The organism is Chitinophaga sp. OAE865 (assembly GCF_040546735.1).
In the GTDB taxonomy this organism is placed as follows: Bacteria; Bacteroidota; Bacteroidia; order Chitinophagales; family Chitinophagaceae; genus Chitinophaga; species Chitinophaga polysaccharea_A.
Map to the genome: position 1 here is coordinate 3,479,277 of NZ_JBEPOF010000001.1, position 17,382 is coordinate 3,496,658.

18 protein-coding genes are annotated in these 17,382 nt (G+C 46.5%); 7 read left to right on the plus strand and 11 right to left on the minus strand.

The features are described from left to right. Positions 1–41 precede the first annotated feature (41 nt). Positions 42–389 carry a DUF3858 domain-containing protein gene (locus ABIE50_RS32235; protein WP_502913960.1) on the plus strand — a complete coding sequence of 116 codons (348 nt, stop codon included), beginning with the start codon at positions 42–44 and terminating at the stop codon, positions 387–389. A gap of 96 nt (positions 390–485) precedes the next feature. Here ABIE50_RS32235 and ABIE50_RS14130 read toward each other — a convergent pair whose 3' ends face one another. Then, positions 486–1,766, minus strand: coding sequence for a DUF937 domain-containing protein (locus ABIE50_RS14130; protein WP_209860476.1), 1,281 nt, complete (start codon positions 1,764–1,766; stop codon positions 486–488). A 276-nt stretch (positions 1,767–2,042) separates the two neighbouring features. On the opposite strand from ABIE50_RS14130, the gene ABIE50_RS14135 reads away from it, so the two are divergent. The 3 genes from ABIE50_RS14135 (at position 2,043) to ABIE50_RS14145 (ending at position 5,682) form a co-directional block, all read left to right on the plus strand. Next, positions 2,043–2,180, plus strand: a complete 138-nt coding sequence (locus ABIE50_RS14135) for a glycine betaine ABC transporter substrate-binding protein (protein WP_209860475.1) — start codon at positions 2,043–2,045, stop codon at positions 2,178–2,180. A 313-nt stretch (positions 2,181–2,493) separates the two neighbouring features. After that, positions 2,494–5,094: an ATP-dependent chaperone ClpB gene (gene clpB / locus ABIE50_RS14140; RefSeq protein WP_209860473.1), complete on the plus strand. Its 2,601-nt coding sequence runs from the start codon at positions 2,494–2,496 to the stop codon at positions 5,092–5,094. Between the two features lie 108 nt (positions 5,095–5,202). Next, a complete protein-coding gene (locus ABIE50_RS14145) occupies positions 5,203–5,682 on the plus strand; it encodes a nucleoside deaminase (RefSeq protein WP_142685057.1) in 480 nt (159 codons plus the stop codon). Between the two features lie 31 nt (positions 5,683–5,713). Here the strand turns inward: ABIE50_RS14145 and ABIE50_RS14150 are convergent, their stop codons facing one another. The 4 genes from ABIE50_RS14150 to ABIE50_RS14165 form a co-directional block, all read right to left on the minus strand. Next, entirely contained in the window at positions 5,714–6,067 is a 354-nt protein-coding gene (locus tag ABIE50_RS14150) for an anti-sigma factor family protein (RefSeq protein WP_209860471.1), read from the minus strand. Positions 6,068–6,084: 17 nt separating this feature from the next. Continuing rightward, the gene (locus tag ABIE50_RS14155; RefSeq protein WP_209860469.1) at positions 6,085–6,666 is read right to left on the minus strand and encodes an RNA polymerase sigma factor; all 582 of its coding nucleotides are present in this window, start codon (positions 6,664–6,666) and stop codon (positions 6,085–6,087) included. A gap of 74 nt (positions 6,667–6,740) precedes the next feature. Then, positions 6,741–7,814 (minus strand): zf-HC2 domain-containing protein, encoded by a 1,074-nt coding sequence (locus ABIE50_RS14160; protein WP_209860467.1) that lies wholly within the window; start codon positions 7,812–7,814, stop codon positions 6,741–6,743. Beyond that, on the minus strand, positions 7,804–8,379 hold the full coding sequence (locus tag ABIE50_RS14165) for an RNA polymerase sigma factor (RefSeq protein ID WP_209860466.1): 576 nt from the start codon (positions 8,377–8,379) through the stop codon (positions 7,804–7,806). Before ABIE50_RS14165 ends, ABIE50_RS14160 begins: the two co-directional genes overlap by 11 nt. Before the next feature lie 92 nt (positions 8,380–8,471). On the opposite strand from ABIE50_RS14165, the gene ABIE50_RS14170 reads away from it, so the two are divergent. Further along, positions 8,472–9,245, plus strand: coding sequence for a C40 family peptidase (locus ABIE50_RS14170; protein WP_209860464.1), 774 nt, complete (start codon positions 8,472–8,474; stop codon positions 9,243–9,245). Between the two features lie 224 nt (positions 9,246–9,469). Here the strand turns inward: ABIE50_RS14170 and ABIE50_RS14175 are convergent, their stop codons facing one another. From ABIE50_RS14175 to ABIE50_RS14190, 4 genes are all read right to left on the minus strand, one after another. Next, positions 9,470–10,009, minus strand: a complete 540-nt coding sequence (locus tag ABIE50_RS14175) for an inorganic diphosphatase (RefSeq protein ID WP_209860462.1) — start codon at positions 10,007–10,009, stop codon at positions 9,470–9,472. Between the two features lie 232 nt (positions 10,010–10,241). After that, the gene (locus ABIE50_RS14180; RefSeq protein ID WP_142685063.1) at positions 10,242–10,724 is read right to left on the minus strand and encodes a DUF4878 domain-containing protein; all 483 of its coding nucleotides are present in this window, start codon (positions 10,722–10,724) and stop codon (positions 10,242–10,244) included. A 263-nt stretch (positions 10,725–10,987) separates the two neighbouring features. Continuing rightward, positions 10,988–11,944 carry a PhoH family protein gene (locus ABIE50_RS14185; RefSeq protein ID WP_142685064.1) on the minus strand — a complete coding sequence of 319 codons (957 nt, stop codon included), beginning with the start codon at positions 11,942–11,944 and terminating at the stop codon, positions 10,988–10,990. A 187-nt stretch (positions 11,945–12,131) separates the two neighbouring features. Next, positions 12,132–12,371, minus strand: a complete 240-nt coding sequence (locus ABIE50_RS14190; RefSeq protein ID WP_354028287.1) for an AIR carboxylase family protein — start codon at positions 12,369–12,371, stop codon at positions 12,132–12,134. Between the two features lie 250 nt (positions 12,372–12,621). Between ABIE50_RS14190 and ABIE50_RS14195 the strand changes: the two genes are divergently transcribed. Next, complete coding sequence (locus ABIE50_RS14195; protein WP_209860458.1) at positions 12,622–15,273, plus strand: PAS domain S-box protein; 2,652 nt, start codon at positions 12,622–12,624, stop codon at positions 15,271–15,273. Between the two features lie 9 nt (positions 15,274–15,282). Further along, the gene (locus ABIE50_RS14200; protein ID WP_209860456.1) at positions 15,283–15,672 is read left to right on the plus strand and encodes a response regulator; all 390 of its coding nucleotides are present in this window, start codon (positions 15,283–15,285) and stop codon (positions 15,670–15,672) included. Here the strand turns inward: ABIE50_RS14200 and rpe are convergent. Next, positions 15,653–16,318, minus strand: a complete 666-nt coding sequence (rpe, locus tag ABIE50_RS14205; protein ID WP_209860454.1) for a ribulose-phosphate 3-epimerase — start codon at positions 16,316–16,318, stop codon at positions 15,653–15,655. The two genes, ABIE50_RS14200 and rpe, sit on opposite strands and share 20 nt — an antisense overlap. A gap of 34 nt (positions 16,319–16,352) precedes the next feature. After that, complete coding sequence (locus ABIE50_RS14210; protein WP_209860452.1) at positions 16,353–17,363, minus strand: tetratricopeptide repeat protein; 1,011 nt, start codon at positions 17,361–17,363, stop codon at positions 16,353–16,355. Positions 17,364–17,382: the final 19 nt, after the last annotated feature.

Here is a 17,382-nt window from a genome sequence, read left to right on the forward strand (position 1 = left end):
GGATCAAAGGCAATAATTATGCAACGGTAACGGGTAAACGAATGTTCCTGGTTCCCAATATACTTACACGGGGCGGCGTGAAACTGGAAGCAGATGCCAGCCGTAAGTCGGATATTCAGTTTGATTTTGCCTACCGGGATGTGGATAGCGTAACCATCACATTACCGGCGGGATATAAGCCGGAATCACTGCCCGCGCCGGTAGCCTTAACCGCTAAATTTGGCAGCTACAGCGCTGCGGTGAGCATCAGGGGGAATACGCTGAACTATATACGAAAAGTAGAACGTAAAGCAGGAACATTCCCGGCGGCAGATTACCCCGAGCTGGTAAAGTTTTATGCTACTATACTGAAGTCCGACAGGAGCCGGCTGGTGTTGGTGAAAGAGTAAAAAAGCCAGATTGAGAAACGATAAATTCCGTCAGGTATTACACAAATAAAGAGAGGCTGCTCAGTAATGAGGCAGCCTCTCCATGTTTTGCGGGTGTTATTTCTCGCGTACACTTACCGAAATATGCCGGTCCTTTTTCTTTTCTTCTTCAGGCGCATCGGCAGCAGCCTTTGCAAACTGTGAGCCATAACCTTCAGCGCCAAGTAACTGCGCGGCGTTGGTATTGCTCTTCTTCAATGCAGTAACTACAGACTCAGCGCGTTCTTTGGAAAGACGAAGATTAACAGCGCTGTCGCCGGTGCGGTCTGTATAGCCTCCAATCTTTATTTTGGCTTTGGGGAAGGCTTTCATGATAGCCGCAATGTTACCCACTTGTTTCATACTTTCCTCTGTAAGCTCTGCGCTGCCGGTTTTGAAGTTGAGATTATCAAAATCAAACCATACATCTTTACCTGCAGGGCGGCTGTTGTCTTTAAGGAATACTACCAGCTGGTCTTCTATACCACCTTTGTATGCGTCCAGCACAACACCGTCGGGCAGCGTTACCTTGATGCTTTCACGTGTTATTACCGGACCGCCTTCTGTAACGGTCATAGTAGCTGAATCTGCCAGCTGGCTGGTAGTAACGCTGTCGGTAGCAGGTACGCTATCGCGTTTATTACCGCCACAGCCGCGCATCAGGTACCATAGCAGGATGATAGCCACCAGGATGAGCAGCAATGACCATATCCATTTGCTGCCACCGGATTTTGCCTCCGGCCGGATGTTTACAGCGCCGCCTGTAGTGGTAGCCGTGTCCATATGAAGCAGGCTGCCTAATTTTTTTCCCAGATCGCCAATATTGGCCAGGCCCAGTATGCCGGCAATATTTAACCCGCCGGGTATGGCGCCCAGTATTTTATCTTTTTGTGAATCAAGCAGGGAAAGGAAGGAATTTGGTGAGAGGTTGTTTTGAGCTGCGTATTGTCCTACTGTACCAAGTGTGGCCGGAGCGGCCGATTGCAGCAGTGTATTGGCGGATGATTCCTTGATGCCGGCGAAAGAAGATAACATGCCGGTAATAGCGCCCACCTTGTCGCCGAACAAACTGCGCAGCAGGTCGGCGCCTTTACTGAGCAATCCCCCCGCGCCGCCTTGCAGCGCACCGGAAACGGCGGATGGATTGGCGTCGCCTGCTGCTCCTTTTACAAGGTCGAGCAGGCTGCCGGCGCTTCCCGAGGACCCGGCCTTGTTGAGAAGGCCGGTTAATACAACCGGTATGATACCACTGATAGCTTTCTGAATGCCGCCTTCACTTTCTCCAAGTTGTGAGGAAGCCTGACTAACGACATTGCTGTTGAAGATACTTTTAGCGCTTTCCAGTAAATCGAAAGACATAATTGTAGGGTTTAGTGATGAAGAATTGGTGACCAGTTTTTGACGCTGAATCATCCGGCCGTAAGCAGGAAATGTACAGTTTGTACTTCAGGGACTTTTATAACAACGGAGCCTGCCGGGTTGTTTGATTCCCGTAAGAATAAACAGGGGATGTAAGTTTAAACACATAAATAGGTATTGATAAAATATTGATTTTAAAGAAGATGTAAATATTTTATTTGTTTTTCCCTGGTCGCCCGGTCATTACTTCGTACCATCGATGCAAAGCAACCGGTTGTGATCACCGGCTGGGCGCCGCATTGGATGTTTGCCCGCTATCAGTTGTGTTTCCCGGAAGATCCGGAAAGGTTTTCGGGGAAACAGAAGAAGTACAAACTATTGCCAATAATGAATTCAGTGTATCCGATACCGTAGCCGTTAACTTTTTCCGGAAATTCCGGTTGAACAGCGGGCAATTAGGTTCCCTGATGGGAGCGCTGGCAGATGCTGATAATAAGGAAGTGCAGCCATAAATGAATGGATCAGCGGAAATGAGCAGCTGGTAAAAGAATGGGGAGTAAAACAGCCGTTTTAATGAAAAAATTGCAGTTAGCTGGTTAGTATTCTGCTAAAAATGCAGTAATCCTTCCGCTTATATGTCATAATTGCCGGAGATACAACATTGGATCACGCTTTGTTGTTACCAGAAGACGTTTGATAACATCAAAAAGGAGAAAAACAAGCAGATATGAACTTGAATAATTTCACTATAAAATCGCAGGAAATACTGCAACAGGCCCAGCAACTGGCCTTTAATAATCAGAATCAGTCTATTGAAACAGGGCACCTGCTCAAAGCTTTATTAAAAGATGAAGACAGCCCGATTGAATACCTGTTGAAGAAGAATGATGTAAATACTTCATTTGTAAACAACAAGTTAAATGAGCAGATCAATAAATACCCGCGTATGGCAGGCGGGGAAGGCGGTCAAACGCTGAGCCGTGATGCCAACAACGTGATCCTCCGGGCCGGAGCGGCCATCAAAGAATTTAAAGATGAATTTGTAAGCGTGGAGCACCTGCTCCTGGGCATCCTGGGCGGTAACGACGATACTGCCAAATTGCTTAAAGATGCAGGTCTTACGGAGAAAGGGCTGAAAACCGCTATCAGGGAACTGCGCAAGGGCGAAACTGTGAATTCCCAAACCGGTGGTACCCAGTATAATACGCTGCAGAAATACGCCAAGAACCTGAATGAAATGGCCCGGGAAGGAAAGCTCGACCCGGTGATAGGCCGCGATGAAGAGATCCGCAGAACACTGCATATCCTTTCCCGCAGGTCTAAAAACAATCCTATCCTGGTGGGTGAACCAGGTGTGGGTAAAACGGCTATTGTAGAAGGGTTAGGCCACAGGATCATCAACGGCGATGTACCGGAGAACCTGAAATCAAAGATCATATACGCCCTTGATATGGGTGCTTTAATGGCGGGCGCCAAATACCGCGGTGAGTTTGAAGAGAGATTGAAAGGCGTGGTAAAGGAAGTTGCGGAAAGCAATGGAGAGATCATACTTTTTATTGATGAGATCCATACGCTGATAGGCGCCGGTGCTATGGAAGGCGCCATGGATGCTGCCAACATCCTGAAACCAGCCCTGGCAAGAGGTGAGCTTCGTGCTATTGGTGCAACTACCCTCAACGAATACCAGAAATATTTTGAGAAAGATAAAGCCCTGGAGCGCCGTTTCCAGAAAGTACTGGTAGATGAGCCTTCCGTAGAAGATGCGATTTCCATTTTACGTGGACTGAAAGAGAAGTATGAAAGCCATCATCACGTACTCATCAAAGATGAAGCAATTATTGCTGCGGTAGAATTATCGCATCGTTATATAACAGACCGTTTTTTACCGGACAAGGCAATTGACCTGATTGATGAAAGTGCAGCGAAACTGAGGCTGGAAATGAATTCCATGCCGGAAGAACTGGATGAACTTGAAAGAAGGATACGCCAGCTGGAAATTGAAAGGGAAGCGATCAAACGGGAAAATGATGAAGATAAGTTACGTGAGCTGGGAGAAGAAATAGCAAGACTGGGAGAAGAACGGAATACATTCAAAGCAAAATGGCAGGCAGAGAAAGAAGTGGTGGACCAGATCCAGAATGCAAAATCGGCTATTGAAAACCTGCGGCTGGAAGCTGAACAGGCAGAGCGTAACGGCGATTTTGGCCGGGTAGCGGAAATACGCTATGGTAAAGTAAAGGAACAGGAAAAACTGGTAACAGATCTGACAGAAGAACTGAATACAATATCAGCGAATCACAAACGTCTTCTTAAAGAAGAAGTAGATGCGGAAGACATTGCGGAAAATGTAGCGAAAGCAACAGGCATCCCGGTATCCAAAATGATGCAGAGTGAAAAAGACAAATTGCTGCATCTCGAAGAAGAACTGCATCAGCGCGTAGTAGGACAGGACGAGGCCATCATAGCAGTATCCGATGCAATACGCCGCAGCCGCGCAGGATTACAGGATCCGCGCAGACCCATCGGTTCATTCATCTTCCTTGGAACTACAGGTGTTGGTAAAACCGAGCTGGCGAAAGCGCTTGCTGAATACCTGTTTGACGATGAAAACATGATGACACGTATAGACATGAGCGAATACCAGGAAAAGCACTCCGTGAGCCGCCTGGTAGGAGCCCCTCCGGGATACGTTGGATATGATGAAGGCGGCCAGCTTACAGAAGCCGTACGCCGTAAGCCATATTCTGTAGTGCTGCTTGATGAAATTGAAAAAGCCCATCCGGATACGTTTAACATTTTGTTGCAGGTATTGGATGACGGCCGGTTAACCGATAACAAAGGCCGCGTGGTGAATTTCAAAAACACCATCATTATCATGACCAGTAACATGGGTAGCCATATTATCCAGGAAAATTTTGAAAGCATTGACGATACCAACAGGGAAGAGATAGTAGATAAAACGAAAGATGAAGTGATGGCCCTGCTGAAACAAACCATCCGTCCCGAGTTCCTGAACAGGGTAGATGAGGTGATCATGTTCCAGCCTTTAATGAGGAATGAAATTAAGGGAATAATTAACATTCAGTTGCAGCAACTGAAGGATATGGTAGCGAAGAATGGCATGATATTGGAATTTTCAGACTATGCGCTTGAATATCTTTCTGTACAGGGTTACGATCCGCAGTTTGGTGCAAGACCGCTGAAACGCCTCATACAAAAGGAAATCATTAACCTGTTAAGTAAGAAGATACTTGCAGGGGATATTGATAAATCCAAACCGGTGCTGATTGATGTGTTTGATGGCGTAGTAGTAATCAGAAACAAGTAATTCTAAATACGACGATACATAGTTAACGATAAGCCCCGCGATTCTTCGCGGGGCTTTTTTATGTGTGGTCAGCTTTCGTTAAATTTGAGCAGATCAAAAATCTTAAGTATGCCGGGAGAAAGAGAAAGAAGATTTATGCAGCATGCTATTGCCTTATCGCGTAAAGGAATGGATAACGGCGATGGTGGTCCTTTTGGCGCGGTGGTGGTACGGGGAGATGAAATTGTGGGAGAGGGATGGAACCAGGTGCTTACAGATACAGACCCTACTGCCCACGCAGAAGTAGTGGCAATCCGGGAGGCCTGCAAAAAGCTGGGCACTTTCCAGTTACATGATTGTGAAATATTTACTTCCTGTGAGCCCTGCCCCATGTGCCTGGGTGCTATTTACTGGGCCAGGCCGCAGCGCGTATACTATGCCAATACAAAAGAAGATGCTGCCGCTATAGATTTTGATGATTCGTTTATTTACCGGGAGATAGAAAAAGATCATGCAGATAAAAAAATTCCGCTGATCGCATTACCCGATCCTGAAGCTTTGAATGTTTTCCGGAGATGGAAAGAAAAGGGGGATAAGAAGTTGTATTAGTTGTTTATGGAGGGGAACGCATTCCCCTCCGCTAATGTTTTACAGAGAAATGGTATGCCCAGAACAATGCGAGCAGTAAGAAGAGAATGCAGACGATAATAACGGCAAGGGATATATAATTTTCTGACTTTCTCCTGGTCCTGTAGCGTTTGTGTAATTTTTTCAGCAGGCTCCATTTCATTTCAATAATCCACCCGGGAATTTTGTCTTTATCTTTTATGGCAGCCAGCCCTTCCAATGCATCGCTGCAAAGCTCACAATCAGACAGGTGCATTTCCACTTCATGTTGCTCTTCCGCAGACAGCTTGCCCTGCACATAGTCCAGCAGCTGCTGTTGCGTAGGACAGCCAGTAGTTACAAAGATATCGTTGAAATGCTCGTTCATATCACTATTGATGCAAATTAACTTTTGTTTGCGCGTTGTTGTTTTTCCAATAAAAGTTTCAGGTTCCTTTTTCCATTCTGAATATAGCTTTTTACCTGGAGGAGGCTATACCCGGTTTGATCGGCAATTTCCTGATAGGATTTCTTTTGCAGGTAAAACAGTTCCACACAGATCTTCTGTTCAGGGCTCAGCTGGTTCATAGCCTGCCCCATATTTTCCAGCAAGATATCCTTTTCCTGGTATACCTGCTTATCTTCCTGATCAGCGGCCATGCCGCCCATATGTTTGTCGGAGATTTCTTCCTTGTATTTCATATGTTTTTGCCGGAGCTGCATCAGGCAATAATTTTTTGTTACCTGGTAAATCCAGGCCCTGAAATACTGGATCTCATGTTTGTTGATGTCGGATAACATCTTGAGAAAGATCTGTTGCACGGCATCGCGTGCATCTTCTTCGTTCTTCAGGTATTTCATGCACATACCCAGCAAAAGCAGGGCATAGCGGTCAAACAGCACACCTATCCAATCACTGTTATTATCAGCTTTGAACCGTTGCAGTAGTTCCTGGTCTGTTAGTTGTTGTATATCTGGATTAGTCACAGGCTAATAAATAGAATGCTGCATATGAGATGCAGCATTTGCAAAAATCCATAATTATATTGATATTTTATTTTTTACATACTATCCAATGCCTGCTGGGCGGCATTTTTCAGGGAGCCGTTCATCCTGATCACTTCTCTGAACATGCGGCGGGCCTTGCCACCCTGGCCTTTGCTGCGATAGCAGATAGCGAGTTGATAGCGGGCCATTTCCACGTATTTGCCTGAGCTAACAGATTCGATTCTTTTGTACCTGTCGATAGCCTCGTTAAGGTTGCCCTGTTGCTGGTATACCATTGCTGCCTTGTACAGATATTCATCACTGTTCACCGCAGTTGGGGGTGTTTCTTTTTTAGCTGGTTCCGGTGGAGGGGCCTGTTCTTTTTCTTTAGGTTTTTGTTCAGGTTTAGGTTCCGGTTTTTTTTCCTCTTCTTTTGCTTTGGCAGCAGCTTTATCTGCGGCGTCCTTTTTAAGTGAGTCGGCTTGTTTTTGCAGGAGGGTTTGTTTCCTGATACTGTCTGCCGCAGCTTTCTTTTGCTGGGCTTTTAACGCTGCTGCTCTTTTTAGTGCGGCAGAGTCAACATGAACCGGGGTTGCAACCGGTTTTGCAGCTGTTCCTGCAGCCGGGGTTGCGGGCGCCGGCGTTGGAACCGGATCATTCTGCGCGGCTGTAACCAGTGGAACACCGGTGGCTACTTCTTCCTCTACGGAATCTTTCTTGGGTAGCGATGCCGCCATAATCCGCACGGGTGGCTGATTCCGCATATGCCCGCGCAATACATACACACTGCCTATACCCAAGCCAATAAAAGCAACGATCCAGAAATAGGTGAGCATATGCTCCTTATTCTTTTCCTTGCGGGTATACTGCGCCACTTTTTGTACATGTGAAACGGGTTGTATACTGTTTTGTACGTAGCGTTGAAGTTTATTGGTGAAGTCCTGGTATCTCTCGGTACCTTCTTCTTTTTCCAGTGCATTTAATGCGTCGTAGCACAGGTCGCAGTCGGTAAGATGCTGTTCCACCAGGTGTCTTTCCACGTCGGTCAGTCTGCCTTCCATATAACGGGGCAGCTGATCCCTGCTGAGGCACCGGATAGCAGAAAAGATCTTCAGTACTTTGTCATTATTCGGTTTATTACTTAACATATCCCTGGTTCATAAATAGCTTGGCAAGTTTTCCTTTGGCGGCTTTGAGTTGCGATCTTAACTTTTCGCGGGAAAGTCCGGTGGCAGCTGTAAGGTCGGCAAAGGATTTATTTTCGAGATAGAATTGCGTGATGAGTGCATTATCGTCGGCACTTAAGCGCTGGAGCGCCTGTTCCAGCCGTATAATGAGGTCCTGGCGGTCAATGATGTTGGTTGCGGCTTTGTCGACCGTATTCTCGATATGCAGCAGGTCTCTTCCGTCGCGGGATGGATAGAAGGGGGTATTTTTTTCGGGTTTCCCCATATAACCTTTTTGTATATGCAGCAGCCACTCATTGACTTTATAAATGGTTTGTGTTTTAAGGCTGGCGCTTAATCTTTGCAGCAGGGCAGGAAAAACAACATTGGGGTCGAGATTCGGTTGGCTGTTCAGATAAGGAATGGTAATAGCAACCAGTAGATGACTGTACCTGTCCATCAATACCCCTTCTGCCTCGCGGTCAAGTTGTTTCCTGGCGCGTGATATTAACTCCTTGTCTGATAAATTGGTTAACTGTTGTTGCATAAACTTATTACTTTATATTTACGTACAAAAGCAGAAAAAGTTCATTCAGCGCATAAGATTATTGAATAATAAAACGGATTTATACAATTAATATGCCATACGCCATTGTCATTGTGCCAGTTGCGCCATTAAGGAGTACTGCTTCACATAAAAGCGAGATGATCTCCCAGTTGTTGTGGGGAGCCGGAGTGGAAATTATTGAAACGGCTGCCGATGGTTGGGTGAAGGTAACAAATCAATACGACGGTTACTCCGGCTGGGCTACGGCCGCTCACCTGGAACCGGTGGAAGAGGAGCTGTACCTGTCGCCGGCAACGGGTTATTTTCCCGGCTGGGTAAACCGGGTTAATATGAACGGCAGGCTCATGCTGGTGCCATTTGGCTGCCTGGTGAAGGGCAACAACGATACTGCCACGCAATGGGGAAATATTACGGTAAAATTCGAAGATAATCCGCTTCCGCTTACCCATGTTGTCAATACGGATATGGAAGCGTTAAAGGCCGCCGCAATGCAGTTTTTGAATACCGGGTATCTCTGGGGAGGCGTAAGTGTGTTTGGAGTGGATTGTTCCGGCTTTACCCAGCAGGTATTTAAATTGTCAGGTGTCCCGCTTTTGCGGGATGCGTATCAGCAGGCTACCCAGGGACATATTGTAGACTTCCTGCAGGAAGCGCGCCTGGGGGATCTGGCATTTTTTGATAACGAGGAAGGGAGGATTACCCATGTGGGCATTTTGCTGAATGATCATGAAATCATTCACTCCTCCGGCAAAGTGCGTATAGACCCGGTAGACAATGAGGGGATCATCAATGCGGATTCAGGGCTGCGCACGCATCACCTGCGCATTATAAAGCGGTATTTTTAAGGATCGCCTTCGGCGATTTTGTCTTGGAACACTGATTACGCTGATTTTGCTGATTAGTTTGATTTTATTTTTGGATTTTAAAGGATTAAGGGAGATAAAAGCATACCCGCTTATATCTCCCTTAATTATAATTATCGCTATAAAAATAAAATCAAACTAATCAGCAAAATCAGCGTAATCAGTGTTCCAAGACAAAATCCGCGTATCGCCGAAGGCGATACACTTTAGCTTTGCCTGAAGATCTTGCGGTAGTCCTCAAAAGACTGGAGGATAATCTGTTTAGCTTTTTCCTTATTCTGGAATTCTTCCACCACAACTGTTTTCTTTTCCAGTTTTTTGTACTCTTCGAAGAAATGGCGCATTTCATCAATGAAGTGAGGAGGTAATTCGGTGATATCGTTGATGTGGTTTACGCTCATGTCGTTGGCTGCTACCGCGATGATCTTGTCATCAGCTTCGCCGCCGTCTATCATTTGCATTACACCGATTATTTTGGCGTCTATGATACACATGGGCACGCATTCTATCTGGGAGATCACCAGGATATCCAGCGGATCATGGTCATCGCAGTAAGACTGCGGAATAAAGCCATAGTTGGCAGGATAATATACAGAAGAATATAAGACCCGGTCCAGTTTCAGCAAACCGCTTTCTTTATCCAGTTCATATTTAGCTCGGCATCCCTTTGGAATTTCAATAATTGCATTTACAACATTTGGCACTTCAGAGCCGGGGCTTACACTGTGCCAGGGATTTGTCATCATAATAATCTACTTTACTTTAAGGTTTATTGTTCAATATTGGATTAATGTTGAAAAGTGAATAAAAGTACTCACCTCACTTTTCATGAAGATATGGTCAGGTTTCCGGTAAGTAAAAACAGGAATAAGCCACACATCCGCATCATTAATGCGTGGCAAAATTAAGGGAACTAGCCGTTAATAGCTAAAAATTATCCTTTCCTTTTTATGTAAAATACAAAGAAGAGGTAATTATTCAGCTCCCCGGCACCGTCAGGCCGTTGGCAGGTGCGCTATCGGCAGGTACGGTAGTAGAGTCCAGGGCTGCGTTACCACCGGTTTGGGGTGTGTAATTCGGGATGATGCTATCGAAGGTCAGGGAAATTTTCCATTGACCGTTTTCTTTCACCATCTGCAGGACTTCTTTCTGATGGGCGGAGGAATTGAGTATAGTAACCGCTGCTTTGTCGCCGTTTTCTTCGATATTGACTACCTCGATATGGGCGTTTTTAATTTTTTCTCTTTCAGCACCGCTGCGGCGGCCGTCAAAGATGGCATAGATCTGTAGTACCTGTTGGGATTCTTTCGTGGCATAATCCCTGGCCTGGTCGTAGTTCGAATCCTGAATCGCATGCATAAACGCCAGCGCCACCTCTTCCGGGGAAGCCCTTTTCTTACAACTGCCTAACAGCAAGGTTGTAATCAATGCCAGTGTCATGATTCGAAAAAAATTGGTCATGCGGTCGATAAATTATAATATATCACAACAAAAATAGGGGTAAACTTCAATACTGCAAAGTCGATCAACTATAGCTCAGCACATTCACAGGCTTCAGACTGAATGTTTCCCTCGGATAAAAACAGGTGAACTTACGGCAATCGCCGTTAACAAAGAGTTAAATATTCAGATTATTGCTATTTTGATACCTGGTTATCCGCCTGGTGGCTGTTTGCGGCCGGGCGGATAACCGGATATCAAAAATAGCAGGATATCAAAATGCCTTATTTTTCTTTATTGGCTTCATAAGCCTTGATGATGGCTTTTACGAGGCGGTGTCTTACCACGTCTTCCTCATCAAGTTCTACATGTCCGATACCATCGATATTACGAAGGATACGGGTAGCCCTTTCCAGACCGGATTGCTGATTTTTGGGTAAATCTATCTGTGTAAGGTCACCGGTGATGATGGCTTGCGCAGATGCACCGATACGGGTCAGGAACATTTTGATCTGCAGGTCGGTGGCATTTTGCGCTTCATCGAGGATAATAAAGGAATTATCCAGGGTACGTCCACGCATATACGCCAACGGTGCAATTTCAATGACGCGGTTGGTCATGTAGTAACTGAGCTTTTCCGCAGGGATCATATCATCCAGCGCATCGTACAATGGCCGCAGGTATGGATCGATCTTTTCTTTGAGATCTCCCGGGAGGAACCCCAGGCTTTCGCCGGCTTCCACCGCAGGGCGGGTTAGAATGATCTTTTTAACTGCCTTGTTTTTGAGGGCACGAACCGCCAGGGCTACGGCGGTATAGGTTTTACCGGTACCGGCAGGACCTATGGCGAAAATGATGTCGTTCTTTTCCGCCAGCGCCACCATTTTTTTCTGGTTGGCTGTACGGGCCCTTACGGTTCTGCCGTTGGGTCCAAACACCAATACTTCGTTAGGGTTACGCTCGCTGAAGTTGTCGATTTTGGTGCCTTCTTCATCTCCAAGAATCTGTTCAAAATAGTTCTCCGTCAGGTTCCCGTTCCGCTCCAGGTATTTAACGATCTGACCGATTTTTTCCTCCGCTGTAGCCACTTCTTCCGGTGCCCCACTCAATTTTAACTGGGTACCCCTGGACAGGATCTTAAGCAATGGGAATTTCTTTTTCAGCAGATCGAGCTTTCCGTTGTTAACACCGAAAAACTCAATGGGATTAATACTGTCTAAATTGATAATGGATTCAGTCAATGATTCTAAGGTTTAATTGTCCAGGAAATGCTCGGTATTTTCAATCCGAATATATTTAAATCTTGTATAACCTGGAAGACGTAATTGTTAAGCTATCACTAAATTCTGTACCCGTTCTGTTTGAAGGTGTTGCTTTAGCGGCGATATCTTTATCAGCATTACCTGTTAAACCACCATCTAAAGAAACTCAAATAACAGGCAGCGAAGTGTAAGCTGATACAACTCCCGGTAAGGCCACTGCCATGTCCGCTGCGGCAGTAACTACGCCAAAACCCTTTTCCTGGGCGGTTATACACAACTCTCTTGCTTTACCAGGATAACGATGAGCAGAAGCCACGATCACTTCATTCTCAATACCGGAATATTGTAAATGCTTTACAGGCTTGTTACTCCCGAACCCATGATAATCGAAATTTCTATCTATGATATTTAAAAAACAATAATATCATAAGTTATGCCAAAGATATTGATCGTTTAACAATTTCAGAAAACTGAAAATCCACAACAGGTGGATAAATGACCAGCCTGATTCACTGCTTCCCTTGTTAATACTACATTTATAGGGAATTGACCTTTATCCAACATTTTATTACTTTTACCCGTCCGATAGTGTTTTTTGTTATATAATGCCTACTTTAGGTGTTTCCTGACACAACGATTTTAGATTCTGCCATCATATGAATGTAGTTATGCTGGAACAGCATTACAGCCACTTACAGCATCTTGAAACCGCTATTAATGCCTTTGCACTCTCTGTTACAATAGATGCGGCAGGTGGGGTAACTGCGGTGAACACGCAGGTGGTAGCTGCATTGCAGCCGTTGGAAGGACCGTTTACCGGCCAACTGTTTACCGCGCTCTTCCGGCCCGCCAATATGGAACACTGGCAAAACGTGTGGAAGACCCTGACGGAAGGAAAGCAGGTGCAGGAACAGCTTTGCTTTTTCATTGACACCGCAGATACACCATTGTGGCTGGAAGCAGGCATCACTCCATTCTTCAGTGAAGCGGGCGCTTTTACACACTGCATGCTTATCGGCATCGATATCACTACCCGCAAACTCACAGAGATCAAACGTACCCGGAACGAAGCCTACTACGGTCAGGTACTGGAAAACCTTCCCCTGGGGCTACAGCAGTTTTCACCGGAAGGCGATAACATGGATATGAACAGCCGGCAACGCCAGATCTGGGGCGACAACCACGCTTTCTTTACTGATCCCGGTTATAAATGGCTGGAGGATCCGTTCTACCGGCTTAACGGGCTTGCAGGGATGTTTGAAGAAGCCCGTAAAACAGGGAAAACCATCAAACGTGAAATACTGCTCAGCTACCGGGAAAAACACCACGAAAATATTACCAGGCTTTATCCCGTATACTTTGAAGCTACCATATTCCCGCTTACAGACCAGCAGCGGAATATGGACAATATCTTCCTGATACTGGATGATATCACGGAAAAAAAATTATCAGAGCTCAGTCTTCAGAAAAGCGAAAGGCTCCTCGACAATATCATTGAGAACCTGCCGATCGGTTATATCCAGTTTGATAATTTCGGCTTTATCCGCCGGATCAACCAAACACAACGCTTCTTCTTTAATTCGCCACACCCCGTCAGCCGCCAGCCTTTTAATGTAATGAACGATCAGCTGGCCACTATGTTTGAACTGGACAAACTGTTTGTGCAGGCGCTGGAACAGCATAAATCGCTGCGGGTGGAGAAGCGGATCGATTTTTCGCAGGACAAACGCTGGACTACCGTAGGGAGGGAAGTGTACCTGGATCTTACCGTATTTCCCGTGGTAGAGCCGGTTGACAAGGAGATGATAGTGGTGGCGCTGGTGAATGATATTACCGATAAGAAACTGCAGGAACTGGAGATCAAGAAGAACCAGGAGTTCCTGCAGCAAACAGGCACGCTGGGTAAAATAGGCGGTTGGGAACTGGACATGGACAGCGGTAAAGTGAGGTGGACGGACCAGTCGTACCACATCCACGACTGCCCCCCGGATACTCCTGTTGATCTTGAAAAGGCAATGGGATACTATACTGCGGAAGCAAGGGCACAACTTGAAATGCTGATGCGGCAATGTATTGAAACAGGGAAGCCATTTGATGCGCAGCTAACTATCACTACTTCAGGCCAGCAGGTGAAAAGGGTACGATCCATTGGTCAGCCTGGTTATGTAGACGGAAGGCTGGTACGTATGTACGGCGTGATACAGGATATTACCGAGCAACTGGAAATAAGGGATGCGCTCACCCGGAATACAGAGCTGATGCGGCTTTTCTTTGATACCATTGATATGGGTTATGCCGCCATGGAGAAAACAGGTAACCTGAACTTCCTGAACCGAAAGGCGGAGAAAATGATAGGGCACCCTATGGCAATAGGCAGCAATATTTTCGAAGTGTTTCCCCGGCTGAGCGGCACTGTGTTCTATGCACGACTGCAGGAATGCATCCGGCAGCAGGCTTCGCAGTCGTTCGGTATTTATTTCCCCGGGGTCGATAAGTGGTACGACTTCCTGCTTACTCCCATGCAGGATGGGGGCATTTCCGTGTTTATGCGCGACATTACCGACAGCCGTAAGATGCAGAAGGAGCTGAGGAAAGCGAATGAACAGTTGTCGAACCTGAACAAGAACCTGGTGAACCAGAACAAGCAACTCGAAGATTTTGCTCACATTACCTCCCATAATCTCCGGGCGCCTATTGCCAACCTGAAGGCTTTGATGCAGATGCATAACGAAGCTGCCGCCCAGCAGGAAAGGGATCTTTACCTGGGGATGGTTCATGAGGTGATCAAGAAGATCGATGAAACGCTGAATGACCTGGTAGAAGTAGTGCAGATCAGGAAGGATGTGAACGTGGAGAAAGAGAAGCTGTTGTTTGCCGACAGGCTGCAAAAGGTAAGGGATATTTTGCTGGTGGATATTGAAACCAGCAATATCAGGATCACTTATGATTTTGATGAGGAGCCGGTGATTGAATACCCGAGGGTATATCTTGACAGCATCTTACAAAACTTTATTACCAACGCTATCCGTTACCGCTCGCCTGAACGTACGCCTGCATTACATCTGCGAAGCTGGAAGGAAAATGATAACATTATCCTGAGCGTGGAAGACAATGGGGTGGGGATAGATATGGAGCGTTTTGGCAACAAACTTTTCGGCTTCCGTAAAACCTTTCATAAGAATAAGGATGCAAAGGGGATCGGCCTGTTTATTACTAAAACGCAGGTAGAAGCGATGGGTGGTAGTATAAGGGCAGAAAGCCATCCCGGAGAGGGAACCAAATTTATTATTACTTTTAGGTCAGAATAAACCCCCTTTATGAAGTTAATCAATACGATTTTTATTGTAGATGATGACCCGATTCACCAGCAGATTGCGAAAATCATGATTGAACGTCAGGCTATCAGTAGTCATATCCGTGTATTTTCAGATGCACAGGATGTACTGGATTTTCTCCGTGAAAATGCAGGAGATGTACAGGCCTTACCGGATCTTATTTTGCTGGATCTCAATATGCCTGTGATGGATGGCTGGGAGTTCCTGGAAGAATATGCCATGTTCCAGGATCAGTTACCGAAGCAGATCAGGATTTTTGTACTGACTTCGTCCATAGATGAAAAAGACAAGGAGCGTGTGAACGCTTACAGCTTTGTTACAGGGTATCTGACGAAGCCGCTGTCAAAAGAAATTATTGCGCACCTGTCTTGAGCAAATGAATGGTTTTTGCAGGATCGGCAGCTGAGAAGATAGCGCTGCCGGCTACCAATACATTGGCGCCTGCCTGGATGAGCTGCCCGGCGTTATCTGTGCTGATGCCGCCATCCACTTCAATGAGCGCATGTGCATGATTGTCTGTGATCAGCTGGCGCAGCTGCCTGATCTTCTGATAGGTTTGTTCAATAAACGTTTGCCCGCCAAACCCGGGGTTCACGCTCATAATCAGCACTACGTCTATATCCCTGATCACGTTTTCCAGCAGGCCAACGGGTGTATGGGGGTTTAATGCAACGCCTGCCTTCATACCCAATCCTTTGATCTGTTGTATATTCCGGTGCAGGTGGATACATGCTTCAAAGTGTACGGTGAGTATATCTGCTCCCGCTTTTTTGAAATCAGCTGCGTATTTTTCCGGTTCTTCGATCATGAGGTGCACGTCGCATGGTTTCTGTGCCTTTTTCTTGATCTGCGCAATTACGGGCAGGCCGTAGCTGATATTGGGCACAAAACGCCCATCCATTACGTCGAGATGGAACCAGTCGGCTTCGCTGCGGTTCACCATATCCACTTCTTTTCCCAGTTCGAGGAAGTTCGCTGCCAGTAAAGATGGCGCCACTAAAACAGGTTGTTGTTCCAAATGCTCTATTTTTGAATGATGTAAATTTAAGTAATTACGGGTTCAATCTTTTAAGTGCTGCTTTTGCTTCGCTGAAATCTTTCTTAAAGGAAGCAGCTTTGGTATAATCTTCCACAGCCAGTTTTTTATTACCCAGTTGTTCCTGCGCGGTAGCGCGGTAATAATATGCCCATGCGTCCGTTGGGGCCGATTTGGCTGCCAGGTTGTAATAGGTATAGGCTGTTTTCCAGTCTTTTTTATTGCTGTATATTTTACCCAGTGCGAGGTAGGCGGGCTCAAATCCGGGGTCTGCCACTATACATTTATGATAGGCGCTGAGTGCTGCCGGCTGGTTGCCCAGTTCTTCCTGAAACTGTGCGGCTTCATATAACGGGTAAGCGTTAGTAGTGTCCAGTTGCCATGCCTGCTGGTAATAATCGAGGGCTGCAGTAGCTTTCCTGGCCCGGAGCAGGTCGCCCAGTTCCATTACGGCTTCAAATTCGGGCTGGTTCCCGGCGGCCCGGATGGCCGCGGTCAGATGACGTATAGCCGTTGTAGTGTCCTGTTTGTCTTCCGCCATGCGGGCTTTCAGGTAGTATGCCTTATCGCGGGCATCCGTCGTTTCTGCCAGCACGTTGGCAAGGCTGTCTGCTTCTGGGTATTGTTTATTTTCCACGAGGGCCGTTGCCAGGCGGTATTGCAGGTACGTATAGCCGGGAGCGGTAGTCAGTGCTTTCCGGAAATTTGCGGCAGCCTTTTGAAAATCATTCACGATCAGGGCAGCTTCGCCTGCGCCTGCCCAGTAATCGGTGTTCCCCGGCATAAGGGAAGCAGCTTTTTCAAAGTCGGCCTGCGCCAGTGCAGGGTTGGTATTAAACAGCAGCAGTGCGCGGTGGTAGTACAGGTCGGGATGATTGGGAAACCGGGAAATGGAATCCGTTACCGGCCGGATAATATCGCTGTACAACGCAGAGTCCGGGCGACTGGCAGCTTGCTGCTGCCGGGTGCCGGCATTGTTACATGCCTGCGCACCCGCAAATAACAGGAGGATAGGTAAATACTTCATACTGGCGCCAAAACTACAG

What these genes read in the sequence shown, in the direction of transcription:
- ABIE50_RS32235 (WP_502913960.1), top strand. Translation starts at nt 42, where the DNA reads ATGTTCCTGGTTCCCAATATACTTACACGGGGCGGCGTGAAACTGGAA.
- ABIE50_RS14195 (WP_209860458.1), top strand. Translation starts at nt 12,622, where the DNA reads ATGAATGTAGTTATGCTGGAACAGCATTACAGCCACTTACAGCATCTT.
- ABIE50_RS14170 (WP_209860464.1), top strand. Translation starts at nt 8,472, where the DNA reads ATGCCATACGCCATTGTCATTGTGCCAGTTGCGCCATTAAGGAGTACT.
- ABIE50_RS14130 (WP_209860476.1), bottom strand. Translation starts at nt 1,766, where the DNA reads ATGTCTTTCGATTTACTGGAAAGCGCTAAAAGTATCTTCAACAGCAAT.
- ABIE50_RS14145 (WP_142685057.1), top strand. Translation starts at nt 5,203, where the DNA reads ATGCCGGGAGAAAGAGAAAGAAGATTTATGCAGCATGCTATTGCCTTA.
- ABIE50_RS14210 (WP_209860452.1), bottom strand. Translation starts at nt 17,363, where the DNA reads ATGAAGTATTTACCTATCCTCCTGTTATTTGCGGGTGCGCAGGCATGT.
- ABIE50_RS14175 (WP_209860462.1), bottom strand. Translation starts at nt 10,009, where the DNA reads ATGATGACAAATCCCTGGCACAGTGTAAGCCCCGGCTCTGAAGTGCCA.
- ABIE50_RS14180 (WP_142685063.1), bottom strand. Translation starts at nt 10,724, where the DNA reads ATGACCAATTTTTTTCGAATCATGACACTGGCATTGATTACAACCTTG.
- ABIE50_RS14165 (WP_209860466.1), bottom strand. Translation starts at nt 8,379, where the DNA reads ATGCAACAACAGTTAACCAATTTATCAGACAAGGAGTTAATATCACGC.
- ABIE50_RS14200 (WP_209860456.1), top strand. Translation starts at nt 15,283, where the DNA reads ATGAAGTTAATCAATACGATTTTTATTGTAGATGATGACCCGATTCAC.
- ABIE50_RS14150 (WP_209860471.1), bottom strand. Translation starts at nt 6,067, where the DNA reads ATGAACGAGCATTTCAACGATATCTTTGTAACTACTGGCTGTCCTACG.
- ABIE50_RS14160 (WP_209860467.1), bottom strand. Translation starts at nt 7,814, where the DNA reads ATGTTAAGTAATAAACCGAATAATGACAAAGTACTGAAGATCTTTTCT.
- clpB (WP_209860473.1), top strand. Translation starts at nt 2,494, where the DNA reads ATGAACTTGAATAATTTCACTATAAAATCGCAGGAAATACTGCAACAG.